At 53.0% G+C, this 21,232-nt stretch carries 15 protein-coding genes, 1 tRNA gene and 2 pseudogenes; 15 read left to right on the top strand and 3 right to left on the bottom strand.

What is annotated here, in order from left to right; all coding sequences use genetic code 11:
* The first annotated feature begins 177 nt into the window (after window positions 1-177).
* The 3 genes from MKZ07_RS16760 (at window position 178) to MKZ07_RS16750 (ending at window position 3,692) form a co-directional block, all read left to right on the top strand.
* Window positions 178-915, top strand: a complete 738-nt coding sequence (locus tag MKZ07_RS16760) for a class I SAM-dependent methyltransferase (protein WP_036699931.1) — start codon at window positions 178-180, stop codon at window positions 913-915.
* 41 nt (window positions 916-956) lie between these two features.
* Window positions 957-1,952: an MBL fold metallo-hydrolase gene (locus tag MKZ07_RS16755; RefSeq protein ID WP_051493978.1), complete on the top strand. Its 996-nt coding sequence runs from the start codon at window positions 957-959 to the stop codon at window positions 1,950-1,952.
* Window positions 1,953-3,107: 1,155 nt separating this feature from the next.
* Window positions 3,108-3,692 (top strand): TetR/AcrR family transcriptional regulator, encoded by a 585-nt coding sequence (locus MKZ07_RS16750; protein ID WP_235218416.1) that lies wholly within the window; start codon window positions 3,108-3,110, stop codon window positions 3,690-3,692.
* A 40-nt stretch (window positions 3,693-3,732) separates the two neighbouring features.
* Here the strand turns inward: MKZ07_RS16750 and MKZ07_RS16745 are convergent, their stop codons facing one another.
* Entirely contained in the window at window positions 3,733-4,581 is an 849-nt protein-coding gene (locus MKZ07_RS16745) for a hypothetical protein (protein ID WP_036694808.1), read from the bottom strand.
* A gap of 42 nt (window positions 4,582-4,623) precedes the next feature.
* The gene (locus MKZ07_RS16740) at window positions 4,624-5,223 is read right to left on the bottom strand and encodes a phosphatidylglycerophosphatase A family protein (protein WP_036694809.1); all 600 of its coding nucleotides are present in this window, start codon (window positions 5,221-5,223) and stop codon (window positions 4,624-4,626) included.
* A gap of 263 nt (window positions 5,224-5,486) precedes the next feature.
* On the opposite strand from MKZ07_RS16740, the gene MKZ07_RS16735 reads away from it, so the two are divergent.
* The 9 genes and pseudogenes from MKZ07_RS16735 to ltrA all read left to right on the top strand — a co-directional run bounded on the left by MKZ07_RS16735 (window position 5,487) and on the right by ltrA (window position 16,308).
* Entirely contained in the window at window positions 5,487-6,608 is a 1,122-nt protein-coding gene (locus MKZ07_RS16735) for a GerMN domain-containing protein (RefSeq protein ID WP_036694811.1), read from the top strand.
* A gap of 192 nt (window positions 6,609-6,800) precedes the next feature.
* Complete coding sequence (rph, locus tag MKZ07_RS16730) at window positions 6,801-7,559, top strand: ribonuclease PH (RefSeq protein ID WP_076159935.1); 759 nt, start codon at window positions 6,801-6,803, stop codon at window positions 7,557-7,559.
* 1 nt (window position 7,560) lies between these two features.
* A complete protein-coding gene (locus tag MKZ07_RS16725; protein ID WP_341026634.1) occupies window positions 7,561-8,202 on the top strand; it encodes an XTP/dITP diphosphatase in 642 nt (213 codons plus the stop codon).
* Between the two features lie 482 nt (window positions 8,203-8,684).
* Window positions 8,685-10,559 (top strand): annotated as a pseudogene (locus MKZ07_RS16720) (glycosyl hydrolase family 18 protein).
* 826 nt (window positions 10,560-11,385) lie between these two features.
* Entirely contained in the window at window positions 11,386-11,820 is a 435-nt protein-coding gene (locus tag MKZ07_RS16715) for an NfeD family protein (protein ID WP_036694816.1), read from the top strand.
* On the top strand, window positions 11,820-12,755 hold the full coding sequence (locus MKZ07_RS16710; RefSeq protein WP_083685599.1) for an SPFH domain-containing protein: 936 nt from the start codon (window positions 11,820-11,822) through the stop codon (window positions 12,753-12,755). Before MKZ07_RS16715 ends, MKZ07_RS16710 begins: the two co-directional genes overlap by 1 nt.
* A gap of 145 nt (window positions 12,756-12,900) precedes the next feature.
* Complete coding sequence (locus MKZ07_RS16705; protein ID WP_036694819.1) at window positions 12,901-13,359, top strand: cupin domain-containing protein; 459 nt, start codon at window positions 12,901-12,903, stop codon at window positions 13,357-13,359.
* A 191-nt stretch (window positions 13,360-13,550) separates the two neighbouring features.
* The gene (locus tag MKZ07_RS16700; RefSeq protein ID WP_036694820.1) at window positions 13,551-14,387 is read left to right on the top strand and encodes an aldo/keto reductase; all 837 of its coding nucleotides are present in this window, start codon (window positions 13,551-13,553) and stop codon (window positions 14,385-14,387) included.
* Between the two features lie 628 nt (window positions 14,388-15,015).
* On the top strand, window positions 15,016-16,308 hold the full coding sequence (gene ltrA, locus MKZ07_RS16695; RefSeq protein WP_036694821.1) for a group II intron reverse transcriptase/maturase: 1,293 nt from the start codon (window positions 15,016-15,018) through the stop codon (window positions 16,306-16,308).
* A 200-nt stretch (window positions 16,309-16,508) separates the two neighbouring features.
* On the opposite strand, the gene asnB is transcribed toward ltrA, so the two are convergent.
* Entirely contained in the window at window positions 16,509-18,353 is a 1,845-nt protein-coding gene (gene asnB, locus MKZ07_RS16690) for an asparagine synthase (glutamine-hydrolyzing) (protein WP_036694822.1), read from the bottom strand.
* A gap of 148 nt (window positions 18,354-18,501) precedes the next feature.
* On the opposite strand from asnB, the gene MKZ07_RS16685 reads away from it, so the two are divergent.
* From MKZ07_RS16685 to MKZ07_RS16675, 3 genes and pseudogenes are all read left to right on the top strand, one after another.
* A complete protein-coding gene (locus MKZ07_RS16685; RefSeq protein ID WP_036694823.1) occupies window positions 18,502-18,858 on the top strand; it encodes a hypothetical protein in 357 nt (118 codons plus the stop codon).
* Between the two features lie 187 nt (window positions 18,859-19,045).
* Window positions 19,046-19,119 (top strand) — tRNA-Arg (locus tag MKZ07_RS16680).
* Between the two features lie 431 nt (window positions 19,120-19,550).
* A pseudogene (locus tag MKZ07_RS16675) lies at window positions 19,551-20,998 on the top strand (IS1182 family transposase).
* Window positions 20,999-21,232 lie beyond the last annotated feature (234 nt).

The following is a 21,232-nucleotide window of genomic DNA, read 5'->3' as shown; positions in this document are numbered from 1 at the left end:
ATCATACGTTTTTTATCCGCACAGTGATCCTGTTCCTTTAATTATAAATAAATGATTATGTGTTGCAGGTCTGTGACTTCGCTGGGCTTCTACAGTAAAAGGCGGTACAATAGGCGTTATTAGAGACAGGGATAAGCCCGTGCGGTGAAGCGGAGTATGGAGGGAGTTAGAAGAGAGATGAGTGAGTGGTATGAGAAATGTTTTGGCGAGGACTATCTGATTGTATACAGACACAGGGATTTCAGCGGTGCGCGTCATGAGGTGGAGAGCATGATCCAGTGGCTTGGCCTGCCCCGGGGCGCGAAGGTGCTGGACCTCTGCTGCGGCATGGGCCGCCATTCACTGGCTCTGTCACAGGCTGGCTATGAAGTAACAGGTGTGGATCTGTCGAAGGTGCTGCTGCGTGAGGCGCGTGCGCAGGCTGGGGCAGAACAGGTTACCTGGCTGCAATCGGATATGCGGGAGCTTCCGCTTGCGGGCGGCTTCGATGCTGTGGTCAATTTGTTCACTTCCTTCGGATATTTTGAAGAGGATGAGGAGCAGATTAAGGTGCTTAAGGAGATTTGCCGGATGCTGAAGCCGGGGGGCCGGTTCATCATTGATTTCCTGAACCCGGCTTACGTCATCCGCCATTTGGTGCCCCATTCGGTCCGGGAGGACGGAGATGTTCGGATTGACGAGACCCGCCGGATCGAGGAGGGGTATGTGAAGAAGGATATTCTGCTGACCTCGAAGGCCGGGAACGCTCCGGCCCGCAAGTGCCAGGAACGGGTAAAGCTCTACACGCTGGAGGATTTCCGCAGAATGCTTGCCGCTGCCGGGCTGCGGCTGGATACTGTTCACGGCGGCTACGATGAAGAGGAATATAACGCTGAATCCTCGGCCCGCATGATCTTCATGGGAGGTAGACCTTAGAGATGGCATCAGGGAGAGGGCTTAGAGGAGGCGGAGGAAGGTTGAACAAGGAGATTATTCAAGCTTGGGACGGCGGAGTTCTTCAGGTATCGGTGCCAATGGGGCTGCCGCTGCGCCAGGTTAACAGCTATCTGCTGCCGGATAAGGACGGCAGGGTTACGGTCATTGATCCAGGCCCGCATACACCTGCTGCCGAGCTTGCCTGGCAGGGGGTGCTTGAGGCACTGAGCCTTACCTGGACGCAGGTGCGGGATATCGTGGTGACCCACCATCATCCCGACCATTACGGGCTGGCGGGCTGGATGCAGTCCCGCAGCGGAGCGCGGGTATGGATGAGCGAACGGGCGCATGCCGAGGCCGGTCTGGCCTGGGGGGAAGCGGCGATTCTGAATGAGGCGCTGCCGCTCTTTTTCCGGCGGCATGGGATGCCGGAGGAGTGGCTTGCGGGTATCCGGGAGCATCTGGATAGCTTCCTGCCTGAGGTGACCCCGCAGCCTGAGGTCACCTATATCAATGCCGCGGAGCCGTTTGTGATGGGCAGCCGGAAATGGCAGCCCATTATCACAGGCGGGCATGCGCCGGGGCATGTGTCGTTCTACCACGGCGGCAGCGGGCAGATCCTCTGCGGCGATGCTGTGCTGCCGCAGATTTCGCCCAATGTCGGCCTGCAGCCGGGCAGCGATCCGCAGCCGCTGCTGACGTTCCTGGAGGGGCTGCAGGAGCTGCGCAGCCTGCGGGTTACGCTGGCGTTCCCGGGCCACCGGGAACCGTTCCCGGGGTTCACGGCGCGGGCGGACAGCCTGCTCCGGCATCATGAGGAGCGGCTGGATACTACAGCCGCGCTGCTCGCAGGCGGACCGCAGAGCGGGTTCGCGGTCTGCGAGGGGCTGTTCCGCAGCCGGGTCGCGACAGCGCACCAGATGCGGTTCGCCATGAGCGAGGCGCTGGCCCACCTGGCCGAGCTGGTGCGCCGGGGGCGGGCGGCCGAGACGGAGGCCGGGCCTGGCGGCAGCCTCCTTTTCACGGCTGTGGAGTAGGCCTGCGCGAGGAACGGTGCAGGCTGCTGGCAGCAGATTACAAGATATTGTACTCTGCTGCCACTAACCTGCATTTCATCACATGTAGTTAATCACACATGCACGTGGCTCATAACACGCAGTTCATCACACATAGCTCATCACACGTAGCTCATCACACGTAGCTCATCACACGTAGCTCATCACACGTAGCTCATCACACGTAGCTCATCACACATAGCTCATCACACGTAGCTCATCACACATAGCTCATTACACGTAGCTCATTACACGCAACTTACGAAACGTAGCCCATAACATGCAACTCACAGCTCACAACACGTAGCCCTAATTCAATGCTCATAACCCTCCACTTATACCCGCTGCTGATGCCCCGCTGCACACAACCTGCTGACCGAAAACCGCTCATTAACCTATTGTTGCCCTCACACTCTTCTGGAAACCTCGACTATTGGAACACCTGAAAGAAATGACTAATTTATTGGTGAAGTTTGCAGCCTGTCAACAACACTACTCATTCCTCCTCCAAAGTTAGCTGTAAGTGGTGAGATGTGATATTCAAAGGGATAAATCCCTTTGATTCACCAGAAAGTGGCGGATGATCCGAAATGAAAGGGATAAATCCCTTTGAGCAGTCTGAATGAAGAGCACAAGTGCACCTGAATTAGCCGAAAGCGGGCGGGAAGCGTGAATGAAGAGCACAAGTGCACCTGAATTAGTCAAAAGTCGGCTATAGGCGAAAATGAAGAGCACAAATACACCTGAATTAGCCAAAAGTCGGCGGGAAGTGAAAATGAAGAGCACAAGTGCACCTGAATTAGCCGAAAGCGGGCGGGAAGCGTGAATGAAGAGCACAAGTGCACCTGAATTAGCCAAAAGTCGGCGGGAAGCGTGAATGAAGAGCACAAGTGCACCTGAATTAGTCAAAAGTCGGCTATAGGCGAAAATGAAGAGCACAAATACACCTGAATTAGCCGAAAGTCGGCGGGAAGCGTGAATGAAGAGCACAAGTGCACCTGAATTAGCCAAAAGTCGGCGATAGGCGAAAATGAAGAGCACAAGTGCCCCTGAATTTTACACGCCTGTTGTTTTTTGAACAACTGTTAAATATAATGAATGCAACTATAGTGCTCAGGCGAAGGAGAGGTAACAGGGATGGCGGTGGACAGGCGGATCGGGAAGACGCGGGAGGCTATTTTTAAGGCGTTTATTAGTCTGATGGAAGAGAAGGGCTTTGAGCAGATTACGGTACATGAGATTGCGGAGCGGGCTAATGTCAGCAGAGGGACTATCTATCTGCATTTTGTAGACAAATATGATCTGCTGGATCAGTGTGTTGAGAAGGAAATGACGGAGCTGCGTGACCGCTGTATGGGCGTCCAGGAGAATCTGGATTTCACCTCTTCCGGTCCTCTGCTGCGTACGGCTGAGTATGTGGAGCAGCATGCCACCGTCTTCATTACATTAATTAATAACAGCGGCATTCCTGCCTTAAGAAGCCGTCTGCATGCAATGCTGATGGAAGGACTGGCGGAGCAGATCGATATGGATGGTGTGAACCGGGGGATGAACAAGGAGATGTTGCTGCATTTTATGGCCTCTGCTGCTGTGGGAGTCATGGAATGGTGGATTACACACTCGCTGCCTATTTCGGCCAAAAAGCTGATAGAGGATATCACTATCCTCCTCGATCGCAATCAGATGGGACCGCAGCCGTTGGACGCTCTGCCTAGACAATGAGCTGCCGGTGTCGTCCAGCGGCCTGCGATTATTCCCATTCTTAAGAATCCGGCTGAATCACCTTCATCTTGGACGGGTTGTTGATTTTGTATTTGACCGGATGCTGGGAGAGCTTCTTGGCTACAATCTTCGCTTCAAAAGAAACGGGGTCGCCCTCCTTAAGCTCCAGCTTCTTCAGCGTGGCACTGTGGCTTGACCAGACTTCGTCAATGGCCAGCTCATGCCCTTCTATCACTACATTGTCATAGATAATTACTTCATCATCGTTATCTGAAAAGTGGTTGGGAACGGTCGTGAATTCTTTGACAACCGCTGTAACCTTGAGCTTGTCTTCCGGCAGCTGCAGGGCGGGCTTCTTTTTGGAGGCGGCCGGCTTACGCGGCTTCTCTGCAGGAGCCGCTGTCTCCGCAACACTCACGCCTTCCGCAGCATCAGCACTCCCACTCTCTAAACGCTCCGCAGCATCGCCCCCCGCAGCACCAACACTTCCCGTACCCTCCACATCAGCCTCACCGCGAACCTCGGCATCACCCTCAACCGGCTGGTTCTTCAGCAACCCGGCTTCTCCGGCAGCTTCTGCCGGGTCCTCGGACCGTGCATCCGCCGCCGCCTGCGCGCGCTGGCCGAAGCTGGCGGTCTGCATTTCTTTGAGATAGGCCGGGTGGATACAATGCTGCTGCTTATTCTCGAACTGGACCACCACCGTCTGATTATCCACGAACCCTACAATTTCACAAGGCAGGGTCAGGCCCTGCCGCTTGTACAGATAAGTCTTGACCCGGGTGGCTGACCCGGGCAGAAGATTCCATTCCTTGCACCGCTCAATCCGCTCATCCTCACTCTCGAACTCCTGGACAGCCAGCGGCTCCACTACGAACGAATAGGTCATGCACACTTCGCACCTTTCCTGTTATAAATAACTGCTCTCGGCTTATTCCGGCAACGTCTCCTCCAGCCGGCTGCGCCGTGCAGCCTCTTCCGCGTCCTCCGGGGCGTGGGGCAGACCCAGCTCCTGCTCACGTTCCGCCTGCTTGCGGTGGGCAATCCGGCTGCTCGCCGCTGCGGCTACAGCCCCTACGATATCATCCAGATAGGTATGGATCTGGCCGGTGGTTTTGTCATTCAGCCTCTCCAGTACACCCGGCTTGAGCTTGTCCACGTAACCATAGTTGGTGAAGCCGATACTGCCATATACATTAACGATCGAGAAGGCGAGAATCTCGTCTACCCCGTACAATCCTTCATCGTTCTCAATCATATCCTGCAGCGGCGAGAACAGTTTGCCCTCCTCCGCCAGTACATCGAGCTGGATGCCGGTCAGCACCGCATTTTGCACCTCACGCTTGCTGAGTACCATCTCAACGTTATGAATACATTCCTCCATGGTCAGGCCCGGATAGTATTTCTTTTGCAGCATCATGACAAGCTCGGCAATCTCCTCCAGGGTGACCCCGCGCTTGTGCAGCCAGTACCGGGTCGCTTCGGCAACGGCTTTGCTGTTGAGGCTGTAAGGAATTTTGGCATCAGTCATAGGAAGTCCTCCATTCGTGAGTCGGATGTGATTTGGGTATGTACTAAATTGTACGCAAGCGGCAGACCGATGTCCAGAAACGTCCGGATTTGTATCCCGCAGGCAGGCTGAGCTTGGATGAACACAGCAGTGTCCGCCCCCAAGCAAGGGGTCCGGCAGAACTTCTGTAATTTAGGATAAGCTGTTGTTATTTTTTGGAGACAGGGCTCGTATACATAGCAGTACAAACTGATCTTAACGCTTGAAAGGGGTAATGAAGATTGATGAAACCAGTGAAACACCTCCGCGGGGCATCTGCGGCTTGCCTGCTGGCCGTTCCGCTTGTGCTCTCCGGCTGCAGTCTGTTCGGTTCAGAATCCGCTGCTGTGGACCCGCCTCCCGCCGCCGTAGAAGCGCAAATGCTGCAAGTGAGCGGGGAAGATACGCTGGATACCGGGGTATTCGGACCGGCCTCCATGGATGAGACGGATCTGTCTGCCGGGGTGAAAGATACCGGTGCGCCTGCTGTAGCCGGTGAGCGGACCACTGTGTATCTGGAGGATCAGAACGGTCTGCTGGCTCCGGTGGCTCTGTCTTTTCCGAAAAGCGAGGACACAGTCATGCTGAAGAATTCCCTCACGGCACTGGTCAGCAAGGGGGATTACGCATCTGCACTGCCTAAGGGCTTCCAAGGCGTACTGCCCGCAGGGACGGAAGTGAAACAGGTGTCGGTCGGCCAGGACCATGTCGCCATTGTTGAATTCAACTCGGCTTTTAACGACTACGATCCTGCAGATGAACGCAAAATTCTCGAAGCACTGACCTGGACACTGACCGGGCAGGATGACATCAAGGGAGTACAGCTCTGGGTCGATGGCAAAAAACTGACTGAAATGCCGCTGCAAGGCACACCGCTGGACCGCCCGCTGGCCCGTACGATGGGCATTAACCTGCCGAAGCATAACGCACTGATGATGAATTCCAGCGCAGTTACAGTCTATTTCGCAGCAGCCTCACTGGATGGTGGCCATCAGTATTATGTTCCGGTTACCCGGTTTGTACCCGCTGGCGGGGATACGGTGAAGGCGGCGCTGAGCGAGCTGATTGCCGGACCGCAGTCCGAGAACGGTCTGGAGATGGTCATGACGCAGGGAACGGTGGTCGATTCCGTAAAAGCAGGGCAGAACGGAGTGGTTACCGTATCGCTGACCGATGATATGTTCGATGGCAGCACAAGCATTCCTGAGGAGATGCTGGAGTCGGTTGTGCTGACGGTGGCCCAGAATACAGATGATTCGCTGGTACAGATCCGCCTGAATGGCAAGGATACCGTTACGGGCACCAATAACGTCGATTACGGCCAGCCTGTCTCCGCGCCGGAATATGTCAACGAGCTGCCGCTTTAGAGCGAATCCCCCCGGCTTAAAAAGATGCTTTTGTGCCTACTCTTTGATAGAATAAAGTATTGTTCATCCGAATAACGGGTCAGGAGCAGCGGTGCCGTTCTCTTCCATAGGGGGCGGCACCCGTTTCTGCGTATAAGATACGGATGAATGTATACACAAACTTCGCGCTATACGATGTAGGAGGCAGAAAAGATGAGATCAAACGGACGCAACGAAGATCAGCTCCGGCCAATAACGATAACGACCCAGACCAACAAATATGCAGAAGGCTCCGTCATCATTGAGATGGGAGATACTAAGGTCATCTGTACGGCAACCGTGGAGGAGAAGGTCCCGCCGTTTCTGAAAGGACAAGGTAAGGGCTGGGTAACCGCCGAATATTCGATGCTTCCCCGTGCGACCCAGACCCGTAACCAGCGTGAAGCCGCACGCGGCAAGCTGACCGGGCGGACCATGGAAATCCAGCGTTTGATCGGACGGGCTTTACGTTCGGTGGTGAACTTGCAGGCGCTCGGCGAACGCAGTATTACGCTGGACTGTGATGTAATTCAGGCAGACGGGGGAACGCGGACGGCTTCGATCACGGGTGCTTTTGTAGCGATGGCCTTCGCTATGAACAAGCTTGCCCTCCAGAATAAGCTGACGGTCTTCCCGATTACGGACTACCTGGCGGCTATCAGTGTGGGTGTCGTCGGCGACAAGACGCTGCTCGACCTGAATTATGAAGAGGATTCTAAGGCGAAGGTGGATATGAACGTGGTCATGACGGGCAGCGGTGCTTTCGTTGAGGTTCAGGGCACGGGCGAAGAGCGGCCGTTCACCCGCCAGGAGCTGGACCAGCTGCTCGGTCTCGGAGAGAAGGGGATCTACGAGCTGATCGCTGTGCAAAAAGAAGTGCTTGGCGCCATCGCGCTCAAAATCCCTGCCGGCCAGACCGGCCAAGAGGTGTAGGATGAAGTCCGGCAGCGGAGTTCTGATTGTCGCGACGAAGAACAAAGGCAAGGTGCGGGAGTTCCAGCATGCCTTTGCTCCCCTGGGACTTACAGTCAAAAGCATGTACGACTACCCGGATCTGCCGGATGTGGTTGAGGACGGGGCCACTTTTGCCGAGAATGCCTTCAAGAAATCCCGTGCTGTAGGGGACGCTCTTGGACTGCCGGTGCTGGCAGACGATTCCGGTCTCTGTGTAGAGGCGCTGGACGGAAATCCCGGCGTGTACTCGGCCCGCTATGCCGGTGAGGCGGCGGATGATGAAGCGAATAATCTGAAGCTGATGAGCGAGCTGGAACGGTTGAAGCAGGGTGAGGATACCGGACAACCGCTGCTGAGTCCCGCCCGGTTCGTCTGTGCCCTGTCGCTCTACGATCCGGCGGACGGCCGGGAATGGACGGCTGAGGGTACGGTTGAAGGCTGGATTACCTCGGAGCCTGCGGGTGGCGGCGGTTTCGGCTATGACCCGCTGTTCTATCTCCCCGAATACGAGAAGACGATGGCTGAGCTGACGCTTGAGGAAAAGCAGGCGATCAGCCACCGCGGAACGGCGCTGCGGCGTCTGACCGAGAAGCTTGCTGCCGCGCAGAGCAGCGGTCAATAGAAGATTTGGAGCCCTGGAAGCAGCCCTTAAGCAGACTATGCTTGGGGCTGCTTCCTGTTTTTTTAGATAATAATCCCCCCTGATTATGGAAATTTATCCCTAGCATATCCTCCGGCTTTGTATGAGAATAAGAGTTGACTTCACCCCTTCGCAGATCCTGCATCCTCCCGCAAATCGCCGCATTCTACCCACCCTGACCTGTACCAGACAACAACGTAGGCCGCAGCGGAGCGAGTAATCAATATGCTGCTGAGCTGCGCTTTTTTGAGCTGTCTATTGCTAGTCTACCAGTCAGACTGCCAGGAATTTAATAGTTTCACAGGGTGAAGGTCAAGGCCAATCGGGTCCGGGAGGTGAACGCTGAGCTTTCTCATTCGCAGCAAGGGAAGAACGGTCACTTAATATCCTTGATGGCAGAGACGACTGGATGTCCATGAAGCAGGCTTACAGGTTACGCATTGAACCGGGGAGGTAATCACGAAATGGCCTTTATCAAAAGCAAATGCTTTGTGCTTGGTTTGACGGCAGTCCTTTTCCTTACTCTTTTTTCGGCTTTTGGTGCAAATAACAGAACTGTTCAGGCAGCCGGTGACTACAAGATTGTCGGTTATTATGCTTCATGGGCCGCCTACGGCCGGGCTTATAATGTAACGGATATCGATCCTGGCAAAATGAATGTCATCAACTATGCCTTTGCCGACATCTGCTGGAACGGAATACACGGCAATCCCGACCCCACCGGGCCGAATCCGGTCACCTGGTCCTGCCAGAACGAGCAGGGGCAGGCGATCAGCGTCCCCAATGGCACCGTTGTGCTGGGCGATCCCTGGATCGATGCCCAGAAAAGCTTCGGCGATGACAAATGGGATGACCCGATCAAAGGGAATCTGAAGCAGCTCTGGAAGCTGAAGGAGAAGAATCCGAATCTGAAGACCATGATCTCTGTCGGGGGCTGGACCTGGTCCAACCGCTTCTCGGATGTGGCTGCCACGGCGGCAACCCGTGAAGTCTTCGCCAACTCCTCCGTGGATTTCATCCGCAAATACAAGATGGATGGCGTCGATCTGGACTGGGAATACCCGGTCAGCGGCGGGCTTGCGGGCAACAGCTACCGCCCTGAGGATAAGCAGAACTATATCCTGCTGCTCCAAAAGATCCGGGAAAAGCTGAATGCCGCCGGAGCCGCCGACGGCAAAACGTATCTCCTGACCATTGCATCGGGTGCAGGTCCGACTTACATCCAGAATAATAATCTCAGCGGAATCGCCTCTGTGGTGGACTAGATCAATATTATGACCTACGACTTCAACGGCAGCTGGAACCCTACTACCGGCCACAATGCCCCGCTGTATTATGACCCGGCAGCGGCTTCGTCAGGGTTGACCGAGCCGGCGAACTATAACATCGACAAGGCGGTGACCAGCTATCTGAGTGCAGGCGTACCGGCTAATAAGCTGGTGCTCGGTATGCCGTTCTACGGCCGGGGCTGGGGAGGGGCTCCTGCTACGGGGAACGGGCAATATCAGGTGTCCGCCGGGATCTCCCAGACCGGAACCTGGGAGAAGGGCAACTACGATTTCAGTGATCTGGAAGCCAATTATATCAATAAGAACGGTTATACCCGTTACTGGAACAACACCTCCAAGGTTCCTTATCTCTATAACCCGTCCAACCAGACCTTCATCAGCTATGATGATGCCGAATCCATCGGGTACAAAGCCAGCTATCTCAAGAGCAAAGGATTGGCCGGGGCGATGTTCTGGGAGACCAGCGGAGACCGCAACAAGACGCTGCAGACCAAGCTCAATGCAGAGCTGAGTGGCGGGGTGGTGACCCCAACGGCTACGCCGGTCCCGACCGCTACAGTCGCACCGACCGCGACGGTGAAGCCATCAGCTACGCCGACTGCGACAGTGGCACCGACGGCCACGCCGGGGCAATGCTCTACGGCAGCCTGGAGTTCCACTGCTGTGTATACACAGGGCCAGCAAGTTTCCTATGGCGGGCTGATCTATCAGGCCCAGTGGTGGACGCAGGGAGACCGGCCGGATCTCAGCGGTGCTTTCGGGGTGTGGCGGGTGACCGGTACCTGCGGTAACGCTACTCCGCAGCCAACAGTTACGCCACTCCCGACAGGAAGCCCTTCGGCTACGCCGACAATAGCGCCAACGTCTACTCCTGTAGTTACGCCAGTCCCTTCGGCTACACCAGGCGCTGCTGCCTGGAAAGCGGGTACCGCTTATAGTGTTGGCAGTATCGTAACTTACAACGGGCAATCCTACACCTGCCTGCAGGCGCATACCGCCCTTGCCGGCTGGGAGCCGAATGTCACTCCTGCGCTCTGGAAGCTGAACTAAGGCGAGCGGACAGCAGCCCGGCAGGAGGAATACAGGAAGAGGCTGACAATAGCGCATGATTATGCCTAAGCATAGAAGAAGGAACGGTGCCGGCTTTAAGCTGGCGCCGTTTTTTAGAATGATACGTTGCTACAAGCGGTCCTGTGTGTTTAGTCTGCTTGTTATTATGAATAGTGAGCGGACACAGTTGGAAAAAAGGCATTTAATTTCGCTGAAACGTAGTCCTTGAAGGAAGCAGTTGGAAAAAGTACAGTTAAGCCGCCGAAATCTCTCGATTCACGAGAAAACGGACCGATTTAGTGTTGTTTTTCCAATTATCTTCTATATGTTTCATAATGAACCTTAATTAGGTGTACAATATCCACCTGCTTCATCCGCCGCGCTCGAAACCGAACAGATAAGTAACTTCAAGTTGTCGCAACAATCCGGTATTATTGTCCAGTGTAATTGTTCAATGTAATCATTCCGCCGAAACTATTCACCCACCCGTCAAGCCCCTCACCGCTTCACTCCCCGCAGAATCTCAGATTCCCGTCCCAGCATGGTGGTTTGCACCATATTTATAGCTGATTCCGTGCCTTGGAGGTTTTGGAAGCAGGATTTCCGGGTACGGAATTATGTTTAGTGAGTTTTTTAAGCTTCGATTGGATATATTTATGTTTAAATACAATTTAGCCGTCCTGTATCCTGCTTAAGGTTCATAAGCTTCCACAGGCTGAAATATAATGAACAGACAGGCGGCTGTCCCGGCCTCCAAAAATTTTGTGAAACGTGATGCCGATTATTTCGTTATAGTAGTATATAGCGGAAGGTGGTGGGTTCACCAATGAGTATGTGGGTATTATGGTTGATTGCCGCTGGCGTCTTGTTTGTTGTAGAGATGTTTACGTTTACATTCTATTTGTTATGGCTTAGCCTGGGAGCCTTGGCTGCCGGACTGGTTGCGCTTGTGCTGCCGGATGCATGGCTGCTGCAGGTCGTAGCGGGTTCACTGTTAGCCCTGGCCCTGACGTTCTTCACCAAACCATTGTCTGAGCGGCTGCGCAATGCGCGGGGCTTCAAGGATACGGGTACCGAGATTATCGGCAGGCAAGGTCTGGTCGTTGAACCGATTGAGCCTGGCCGTTATGGGCAGGTCAAGATTGGCGGCGATACATGGAGTGCAACCTCTACAGTGGCATTGGGCAAAGGCCAGCAGGTAATTGTAGTAAGAAGAAGCACGACCATTATTGAAGTAGAACGATGGGGGGATATGTACTAATGGAATTGATAATTATCGGAATTATTATTGTTGTTGTCGTAGTATTTATCGCAATGACGATCAAGATTGTCCCGCAGCAAAGAGTTGGAGTGGTAGAGCGTCTGGGTAAATTCCACCGCCTGCTCACACCAGGTCTGAATATTCTGATTCCGGTCATTGATCAAGTGCGGGTCTATCATGATCTGCGGATTCAACAGGCGAATGTACCGCCGCAGACGGTAATCACGAAGGATAACGTACAGGTGCAGATCGATACGATTATCTTCTATCAGGTAGTGGGTCCGGAAGAAGCAACGTACGGTATCTCCGATTATGTGTATGGGGTACGGAATATCTCCACAGCCACCATGCGTCAGATTATCGGTAAGCTGGAGCTGGATGAAACCTTGTCCGGCCGTGAAAAAATCTCCTCCGACATCCGTCTCGCGCTGGATGAAGCGACAGAGAAGTGGGGCGTGCGCATTGAGCGTGTCGAAGTTATTGACATCAAGCCGCCGCTTGATATCCAGGAAGCCATGGACAAACAGATGAAGGCCGAACGTAGCAAGCGTGCGATTGTCCTGGAGGCGGAAGCCGCCAAGCAGGATATGATCCTTCGTGCCGAAGGGGATAAGCAGAGTAAGATCCTGAAGGCGGAAGGGGATAAGGAAGCCCGCATCCGTCAGGCGGAAGGTCTCGGTCAGGCACAGGAGCTGGAAGCCCTCGGCCAGGCCAAGGCGATCGAAGCTGTGGCGATGGCCGAGAAGGCCCGGATTGCCATGATTGCCAGCGCTGGACTGGATGAAAGAGTGCTGGCTTATCAGTCTTTTGAAGCTTTGACTGACATCTCCAAGGGACCTGCGAACAAAATATTCCTGCCGACTAGTGCGGTGGAGACGCTGGGCAGCCTGGGAGCGATTGCAGAAGTATTCAAGGCTAGCAAAGAAGGCAAATAAGCGTAAGACAATTTACAATTGCTGCCGTATCCGTTACAGTTAATAACACAATCAGGCCGAGGCTTAGCAGGTACTCTTGTACCTCTTAAGCCTTTGCTTATGAAGACTGTTTTGCCGCTGTGCAAGACTTGAAGGAGAAGAACCCATGACGCAAAAAGAAATTTCCCCGCTCGTAGAAACCTTGGGGCTACAGCCCCACGTGGAAGGCGGATGGTACAAGAGACTGTGGAATTCTCCCTTTGAGATTCCTCAGGACACGCTGGGCGAGGCTTATTCGGGCCCGCGCGCGTCAGCTTCATCGATTTATTTCCTGCTTCATGCTGACGAGACTTCGGACTTTCATACTGTGCTGTCCTCCGAAATCTGGCTGTATCATTCCGGCAGCCCGATCGTGCTTAGTCTGGGAGGCAACGGCGCAGAGCCGGAGAACGTAACGGAGGTTATTCTGGGTCTGGATATCGCTGCGGGCCAGCAGCCGCAGGTAGTGATTCCTCCCGGTGTATGGCAGGCCGCACGTCCGCTAGGCGAAGAACCGTCACTCGTCTCCTGCATCGTGTCTCCAGAGTTCCATTTTGACGATTTCAAGCTGATTGACAAGAAATAAGTGGGTTATGTAATGGAGTGCGGCCGGGAAGGGGCTGTACTCCATTTTCGTACATAAGAGGCATACAATCTTCACGATTTGGCAACCTATTCGCTGTAACGGTGAACGGATTTCACAATCGGATGATTATGAGAGCGGTAATACGGTTAAGGAAGCTTGTTGAATTCAAATTAGGCTTGGAGGGTATCGATATGAGTGAAAAGAACGCACCATTTACAGGCGGGCCTACCCTGAACGATGGAGTGACCATGCCGTGGCTGGGTCTTGGCGTATGGCAGACCAAGGATGGCGAAGAGGTTATCCGCGCGGTGAAGTCTGCGGTGGAGACGGGGTATCGCAGTATTGATACGGCTGCCGGCTATAACAATGAAGAGGGTGTGGGGCAGGCGATCCGTGAATGCGGAGTCCCCCGGGAAGAGCTGTTTATTACCACCAAGGTCCACAACCCGGATCAGGGGTATGAATCGACACTGAAGGCTTTTGAAGTCAGCCGCAAGAAGCTGGGCCTGGAGCAGGTAGATTTGTATTTGATCCACTGGCCGGTAGCCGGCAAATATAAAGAAACCTGGAAAGCGCTGATTCATCTGCAAAAGGAAGGGCTGGTTAAGTCCATCGGGGTGAGCAACTTCCAGACGCATCATCTGGAGGACATCATCGAGGACAGCGGAGTGGTCCCGGTGGTGGACCAGGTGGAATTCCATCCGCTACTGACCCAGCGTGAATTGCTGAAGTATGCACGGAAGCATGATATCCAGCTGGAAGCCTGGAGTCCGCTCATGCAGGGGAATCTGGACCTGCCGCTGCTGAAGGAACTGGCAGAGCGTTACGGCAAGACGGCAGCACAGATTGTTCTGCGCTGGGATCTGCAGCAGGGTGTCATCACCATTCCGAAGTCGGTCCATCAGGAGCGGATTATCGAGAACGCCGGATTCTTCGACTTCACACTCAGCGATGAGGATGTTAAGGCCATAGAGGAGCTGAATCAGAACCACCGCTTCGGCCCGGACCCGGATAATTTTAATTTCTAGGGTTCAGATAGATTGATGAAGATATTGCTATACAAGAGGTGCCCTCCAGAATGTGTGCTGTACATTCTGGGCGGGCACCTTTTTCAAAATATAAGGCGTGCCCAGAAAGCGCGTATCTTCTAACCGGTGAAAGTCCGGTCACGGGAGGGGCCAAGCCCCCGTGTAGCTAGGATGCCTGCGTACGGCGAAATCCGTGCGTAGAAGCGCATCGACAAAAGTCCGGTCAGAGACAGGGCGAGCAACCCGCCAGGCCGTAACATGAAGTGAATCCTGCCGCGTCGTCATAAAGGCCCCGCAAGGGGGAAGAGAGGAAGTCGAACCTCGCTTATATGGGTGAAGACCATGGAAGCTGCAGAGAACTTGGAACGGCAGTGAAGAATCCTCCGGCGTATGGGGATCGGCATGGAAGGAAAGAAGACATAGTGAACTGGGGAGACCCTCCCCCACACGGGAGGATTTTTTTTTTAGAAACCCGTAAAAAGACGCTCTATAAGTCCAAAAGATGAAATGAACCGTCTGTGGGAAGGGAGTCCGAGGGGCTCATAGTACCGAGGAACCTAAGGACAACATAACCTTAGGGAGAGAAGGAGCCCTGCTTTGTTTATGCTTTTGGAGGAGGTACGAGTGAGTGAATGCCAGTAGGCTAACGACACCTAAGGAAAAAGTTCAAGAACTCCAAGAAAAGCTAGGTCATGCGGCCAAGGAGAACAACAAGCGTAAATTCCATGCACTGTACGACAAAGTCTACCGCTGGGATGTGCTGAGTGAAGCCTGGAAACGGGTGAAAGCGAACAAGGGGGCTGCCGGAGTAGATACGGTGACGCTCGCGGATATTGAGAAACAAGGAGAAGTGCAATTTCTCAAAGACTGCGAGCGAGCATTAAAGGATGGTAACTACCACCCACAGCCCGTACGGCGGCACTATATCCCAAAGAAAGACGGGAAACCAAGACCGCTGGGCATACCCAGCGTGCGCGACCGAGTGGTGCAGATGGCAACCAAACTCGTCATTGAACCGATCTTCGAAGCGGATTTCGAAGAAGTATCCTTCGGATTTCGCCCGAAGCGAAGTGCGAAAGGAGCACTGGATCGAATCCGGAAAGCCTGCAACCGCAAAGGAAATTGGGTAGTCGACGTCGACATCCAAGGTTACTTCGACAATATTAACCAGGAGAAACTGATGAAATTGGTACAAATGCGTATCAATGACAGACGAATCCTGAAGTTAATCCGGAAGTGGCTTCAGGCGGGAGTCATGGAAGAAGGAAACGTAAGACGTTCCGATTTAGGCACACCACAAGGTGGAGTGATCTCACCACTTTTGGCGAACATCTATCTGAACTATTTTGACCGACTGTGGGAAAAACACGGGAAAGGAGTAGGTGAACTCACGAGGTATGCAGACGATCTTGTGGTGGTCTGTAAAACTAAAAAGGACGCCGGACATGCGTATGAACTCATACGCAGAATCATGGAACGTCTGGAGCTGACGCTACACCCAACCAAAACCCGTATTGTCGGCTTATGGACAGGAGACGAAGGATTCGACTTCTTAGGAATGCACCACCGGAAAAAGAAGGCAGAAACATCCCAAGGCAAGGTGTATTACACCACGCAGCAGTGGCTAACGAAGAAGGCGGAGGAACGAATTCGAGGCGTGGTTAAAGAAAGATTAGCACCGCCCAGCATGCGTTCGAAATCGTTTGCGGAACACGTGGAATGGCTCAATCCCAAGATTCAAGGATGGAGAAACTACTATTACACAAAGTACAGCCAAAAGAGGTTAGCAAAACTGGATTGGTATATTCTGCAACGATTTACCCGGTGGTATGCGAAGAAGAGACAACGAGGAAGATGGATGAGATCCCGGTCAGAAGTTAGATATTTGACCATCCAATATGGACTAAAAACGCTATTGTAATCTGCATGCCGATGAATGACAAACATCGGAAAGCCGTATGAGGGAAAACCTCACGTACGGTTTGATGAGGAGGGGCTGGGTTGCACCAGCCCTTTACTCTAGAATTTATAAGTTTCACTCTATAAATTATCCTTCTATTTCTCGCTGAAACGGTACCGTCCTTTAAAAGGACGGCAAAGCCGTTTCCACTTGATTTGAACTCAGCCGATCGACACATTGTATGTCTTCAGCCACAGGTTGACCTGGGCCAGATAAGCGAATAATTGCGGGCCGGACATCAGCTGGCCGAACCACGGCAGATTGGTCGAGGACTCTGGCGATGCGGCGATTTCTCTGATTTTGGCCGGATCAACGAGCGGGAGGATGGGGGAGGAGGGATCGTCCAGAATTCTCAGCACCTGTGAGCGCACCTTGTTCAGATAAGCAGGGTTATGCGTTTTGGGGTAAGGGCTTTTTTTGCGGTAGAGCACATCGTCCGGCAGTACACCCTCCAGCGCCTTGCGCAGGATGCCTTTCTCCCGGTTGCCTACCATCTTAATCTCCCATGGAATGTTAAAAACATATTGCACCAGCCGGTGGTCACAATAAGGAACGCGTACCTCGAGTCCCACGCCCATGCTCATCCGGTCCTTGCGGTCCAGCAGGGTAGGCATGAAGCGGGTAATGTTGAGATAGGACATGACACGCATCTGTGCCTGTTTGCCGGTCTCACCTTCAAGCTTCGGTACCTCAGCCACCGCATCGCTGTAACGGTCACCTAAATATTCCAGCGGACGTATCCACTCATGGATTTCCGGCGATAATAATCCAGCACGCATATGGGGGGCCACTGACCAGGGGAAGGTACCTGAAGATAACATCTCCTCGCGGTGGAACCAGGGATAGCCGCCGAAGATTTCGTCTGCTGCTTCGCCTGAGATGGCTACGGTGGCCTTCTTTTTGATCTCCTGGCAGAACAAATAGAGTGAGGAATCCACGTCGGTCATCCCCGGCAAATCGCGGGAGTATAAGGCATTATCAAGTGCGGCCACCAGCTCCGGTGTGTCAAAAGCGATAAAGTGATGGTTCGTATCCAGCTCGTCGACCATCCGCTGAATCCAGGGACCATCGGCTCCGGGCTGGAAGGTATGGCTTTTGAAATGCTTATCGTTGTCTACATAATCGACCGAGAAGGTATCGACCCGGCCCTGGCCGGTCCGCTTGTAATAATCTACGGCAAGCGCGGTCAGGGCGCTGGAATCGAGTCCGCCGGAGAGCAGCGAGCATACCGGGACATCGGAGACCAGCTGGCGCTCCAGCGTATCCTGAAGCAATTCACGCACCCGTGCTGCCGTCTCATCCACGTTATCGGTATGCTGGACACTCTCCAGCTTCCAGTAGGCATAGCTGCGGATTCCGCTGCGGCTGTAAATCATGGCATGACCGGGGCGCAGCTCGAATATATCTTTATATACCCCTTGTCCCGGAGTCCGTGCCGGACCGATAATGAAAATCTCGGCCAGACCCTCCGGCCCGACCTTCGGCTGGACGAGGGGGTGCTGCAGCAGCGCCTTGGGCTCGGACCCGAAGACGAAGACGTCATCGACTTGGCTGTAGAACAGCGGCTTCACGCCCAGACGGTCGCGGGCCAGGAATACCTGATCGCGCAAGCTGTCCCAGACGGCAAAGGCGAAGATACCATTGAGCTTCTCCGTGCAATCCGGCCCCCATTCGATGTAGGCATGCAGCAGAACCTCGGTATCGCATTCCGTGAGAAAATGATGCCCGCGCTGCTTCAGCTCTTTTTTGAGCTCAGGGGCATTATATAGCTCGCCGTTATATACTATTGCGTACAACTTATCCTCATGGCGGGCAATCATCGGCTGTGCACCGTTCTCGGGATCGATGACGCTGAGTCGGCGGTGTCCGAAGGCAATGGGCCCTGAAATCCAGGTTCCGGCTGCATCCGGTCCGCGGTTGGCTAACGTTTCGGTCATTCTGACGAGCAGTTGCGAGTGCCCTGTAAGATCACCGCGCCACTGGACAAATCCGGTTATTCCGCACATGTCTGATTCATCCTCTCTTTTGTGCGATTGTTGTCTGTCCTTTCTTTTTTGCCAAGTAATACAGATATATGCCGATTGAAGGGATAAAATGTATGTCCTTATCCGAACACTAGGGGAGAGGGAAATTTGCCAGGAGGGATGATGACAAGTGTATTACATTAAAGACGCCAAAATTCGCAGAATGACTGATTACGACGGTGCGCCTTGCGCAGAGGTTGGCGTATTGCCCGGAGCTGTGGGCGATTCCGCGCTGCTGGTGTATATTGTTGAGGATCAGCGCGAGGAGGGCTTTGAAATTGTCCGGATTCTGACGAATGATGCGGATACGGCCACCGACTGGTTCGACAATAATCTGCATGATGCCTTCCAGGACGTTACGGTCAGCGGCTTCACCGGCAGCACGGTGATGACCCCGGAGGATGAACGTTCCAAATTCCAGCGCGAGCTATTGATCTTCGGCGATCTGAAGCGGCAGCTGGGCGAGCATTTCCGGCAGGTTCCCTGAGCCCACAGCTTCCGCAGGTCATGTCCAGGCTTGACTATAGAGCAGGAGCTTTCCGTATGAGATCACGGGAAGCTTCTTAACTGGAAGAGTTTGGTCTTGCTAATTCTGGTGAATCAGGTATAATAAATAACGTTGCGTTAATACATATCTCTTCAAAAGCTTCAAATGATACAATGTTATCCTACATGTCCCGGTAGCTCAGTTGGATAGAGCATGCGCCTTCTAAGCGCACGGTCGGGGGTTCGAATCCCTTCCGGGACGTCACAACAGCAGCCTTCCTTCGGGAAGGCTGTTTTGGCGTTCGGGGGATGAGAACCGAGTCGCGTCAGCGAGGGGACGTTGGAGCATAAGCTTCGATAGGATTACTTCGCAATCAGCCCGAAAGGGCTGTATCCCTTCCGGGACGTCACAACAGCAGCCTTCCTTCGGGAAGGCTGTTTTGGCGTTCGGTGGATGAGAACCCAGTCGCATCAGCGAGGGGACGTTGGAGCATAAGCTTCGATAGGATTACTTCGCAATCAGCCCGAATGGGCTGTATCCCTTCCGGGACGTCAAAATAGCAGCCTTCCTTCGGGGAGGCCACTGAAAAAGTCCCTATAGAGTTGGAAAGGTACGGCCACTTCAGACAAATGAGGAGAGGTTGTACCCTTTTCTTATATAATGAAAGTATCTCAAGAGAAAAGGTGAGCCCATTGATCCAACTACAGCAAACACTGGTGGTCAGTCCATATATTGAACTCTATACCTTGGTCGTTCCTAAAGACAATATGCTGCGGCAAATCAATGAGCTCGTTGACTTTTCCTTTGTGTATGAGAAGCTTAAACAGAACTACTGCCTGGATAACGGAAGAAACGCAATCGACCCGATTCGGATGTTCAAGTACTTGTTGCTCAAAGCCATTTTTGAGTTATCTGACGCTGATATTGTGGAGCGGTCCAAATACGACATGTCGTTCAAGTACTTCCTGGACATGGCGCCAGAGGATTCCGTGATTGAATCCAGTTCGTTAACGAAGTTCCGAAAACTGCGATTAAAGGATCTCAATCTACTCGACATGCTGATTAACAAGACGGTTGAAATCGCAATCGAGAAGGGTGTCATCCAATGCAAAGCAATCATCGTCGATGCGACACATACGAAAGCACGTTACAACCAGAAGTCCCCGAGGGAAATCCTGCAAGACCGTTCTCGCAAACTACGGAAGGCCAATTACAAAGTGGATGAATCTCTCAAGGCCAAATTTCCGACGAAAAATACCAGCGATGTACTGGAGGACGAAATCGCCTACTGCGAGAAACTCATCGCGGTTGTGGAAGCAAAAGGCGGTGTCTATGCGCTGCCTAAGATCAAAGAACCACTGAATCTGCTTAAAAAAACGGACTCAGATGATCTTGAACAGCTTCGGATCTCGGGAGATCAAGAGGCAGAGGTCGGGCATAAAAGTGCGGATTCCTCATTTTTTGGTTACAAAACGCATATTGCCATGATCGAAGAACGAATCATTACGGCGGCGATTGTCACAACGGGTGAAAAAAATGACGGCAAGCAACTACAGAACCTGATTGGAAAAAGCAAGGCAGCTGGCATGGATGTTAGCACCGTTATTGGAGACACGGCCTATTCGGAAAAAGATAATATCGCCTATGCAAAAACAAACGAATTTGAACTTGTGGCGAAGCTGAATCCACAAATTGCGCAAGGAAGCCGTAAGAAAGAAGACGAATTTCAGTTTAACAAAGACGCAGGCATGTATGTAAAGCCGGCCACATGGCGATTCGGAAAGCGCGGTAAGGCAAAAAAGGTCGCGGTAAAAACCAAAGCGATACGTATTACTTCAACGTCGAAGAGTGCAAGAGATGTCCATTTAAAGAGGGGGGCTATACCGAATGAGCTAAAAGCAAGACGTATTCGGTAAGTATTAAATCTAGCGAGCACACGGATCAAATGGCGTTCCAAAAGAGCGAGTATTTCAAAGAGAAGGCCAAAGAACGCTACAAAATTGAAGCGAAGAACAGCGAATTGAAACACCGGCACGGGTATGATGTAGCTTCGTCCTCGGGTCTAGTTAACATGGAATTACAAGGGGCTATGGCTATTTCTACCGTGAATGTGAAACGGATATTGAAATTAAGGAAGTAAGAAACATACCCAAAGACCGGACTAGATACCGAAAAGACGACCCTATACCCAGATATTGGGAGAGGGGTCATCTTTTTTTTCGAGCACGTTACACTTTTAAAAAAACCACAAGTTTTTCAGTGGCCTCTCAGAAAGGCGGCTTCTTTTATACCCGACACGTTATGAGGCTATCCTAAAAGCTTTCTATAAGCCGGGTAGAGTGATTTTATAGTAGCGCACCATATCAAAGAAGAA

The sequence above is a fragment of the Paenibacillus sp. FSL P4-0338 genome, from assembly GCF_038002365.1.
Taxonomy (GTDB): domain Bacteria; phylum Bacillota; class Bacilli; order Paenibacillales; family Paenibacillaceae; genus Paenibacillus_AQ.
Note: the sequence above shows the minus strand (reverse complement) of the source record. Positions and strands in the feature narration are given on the sequence as shown.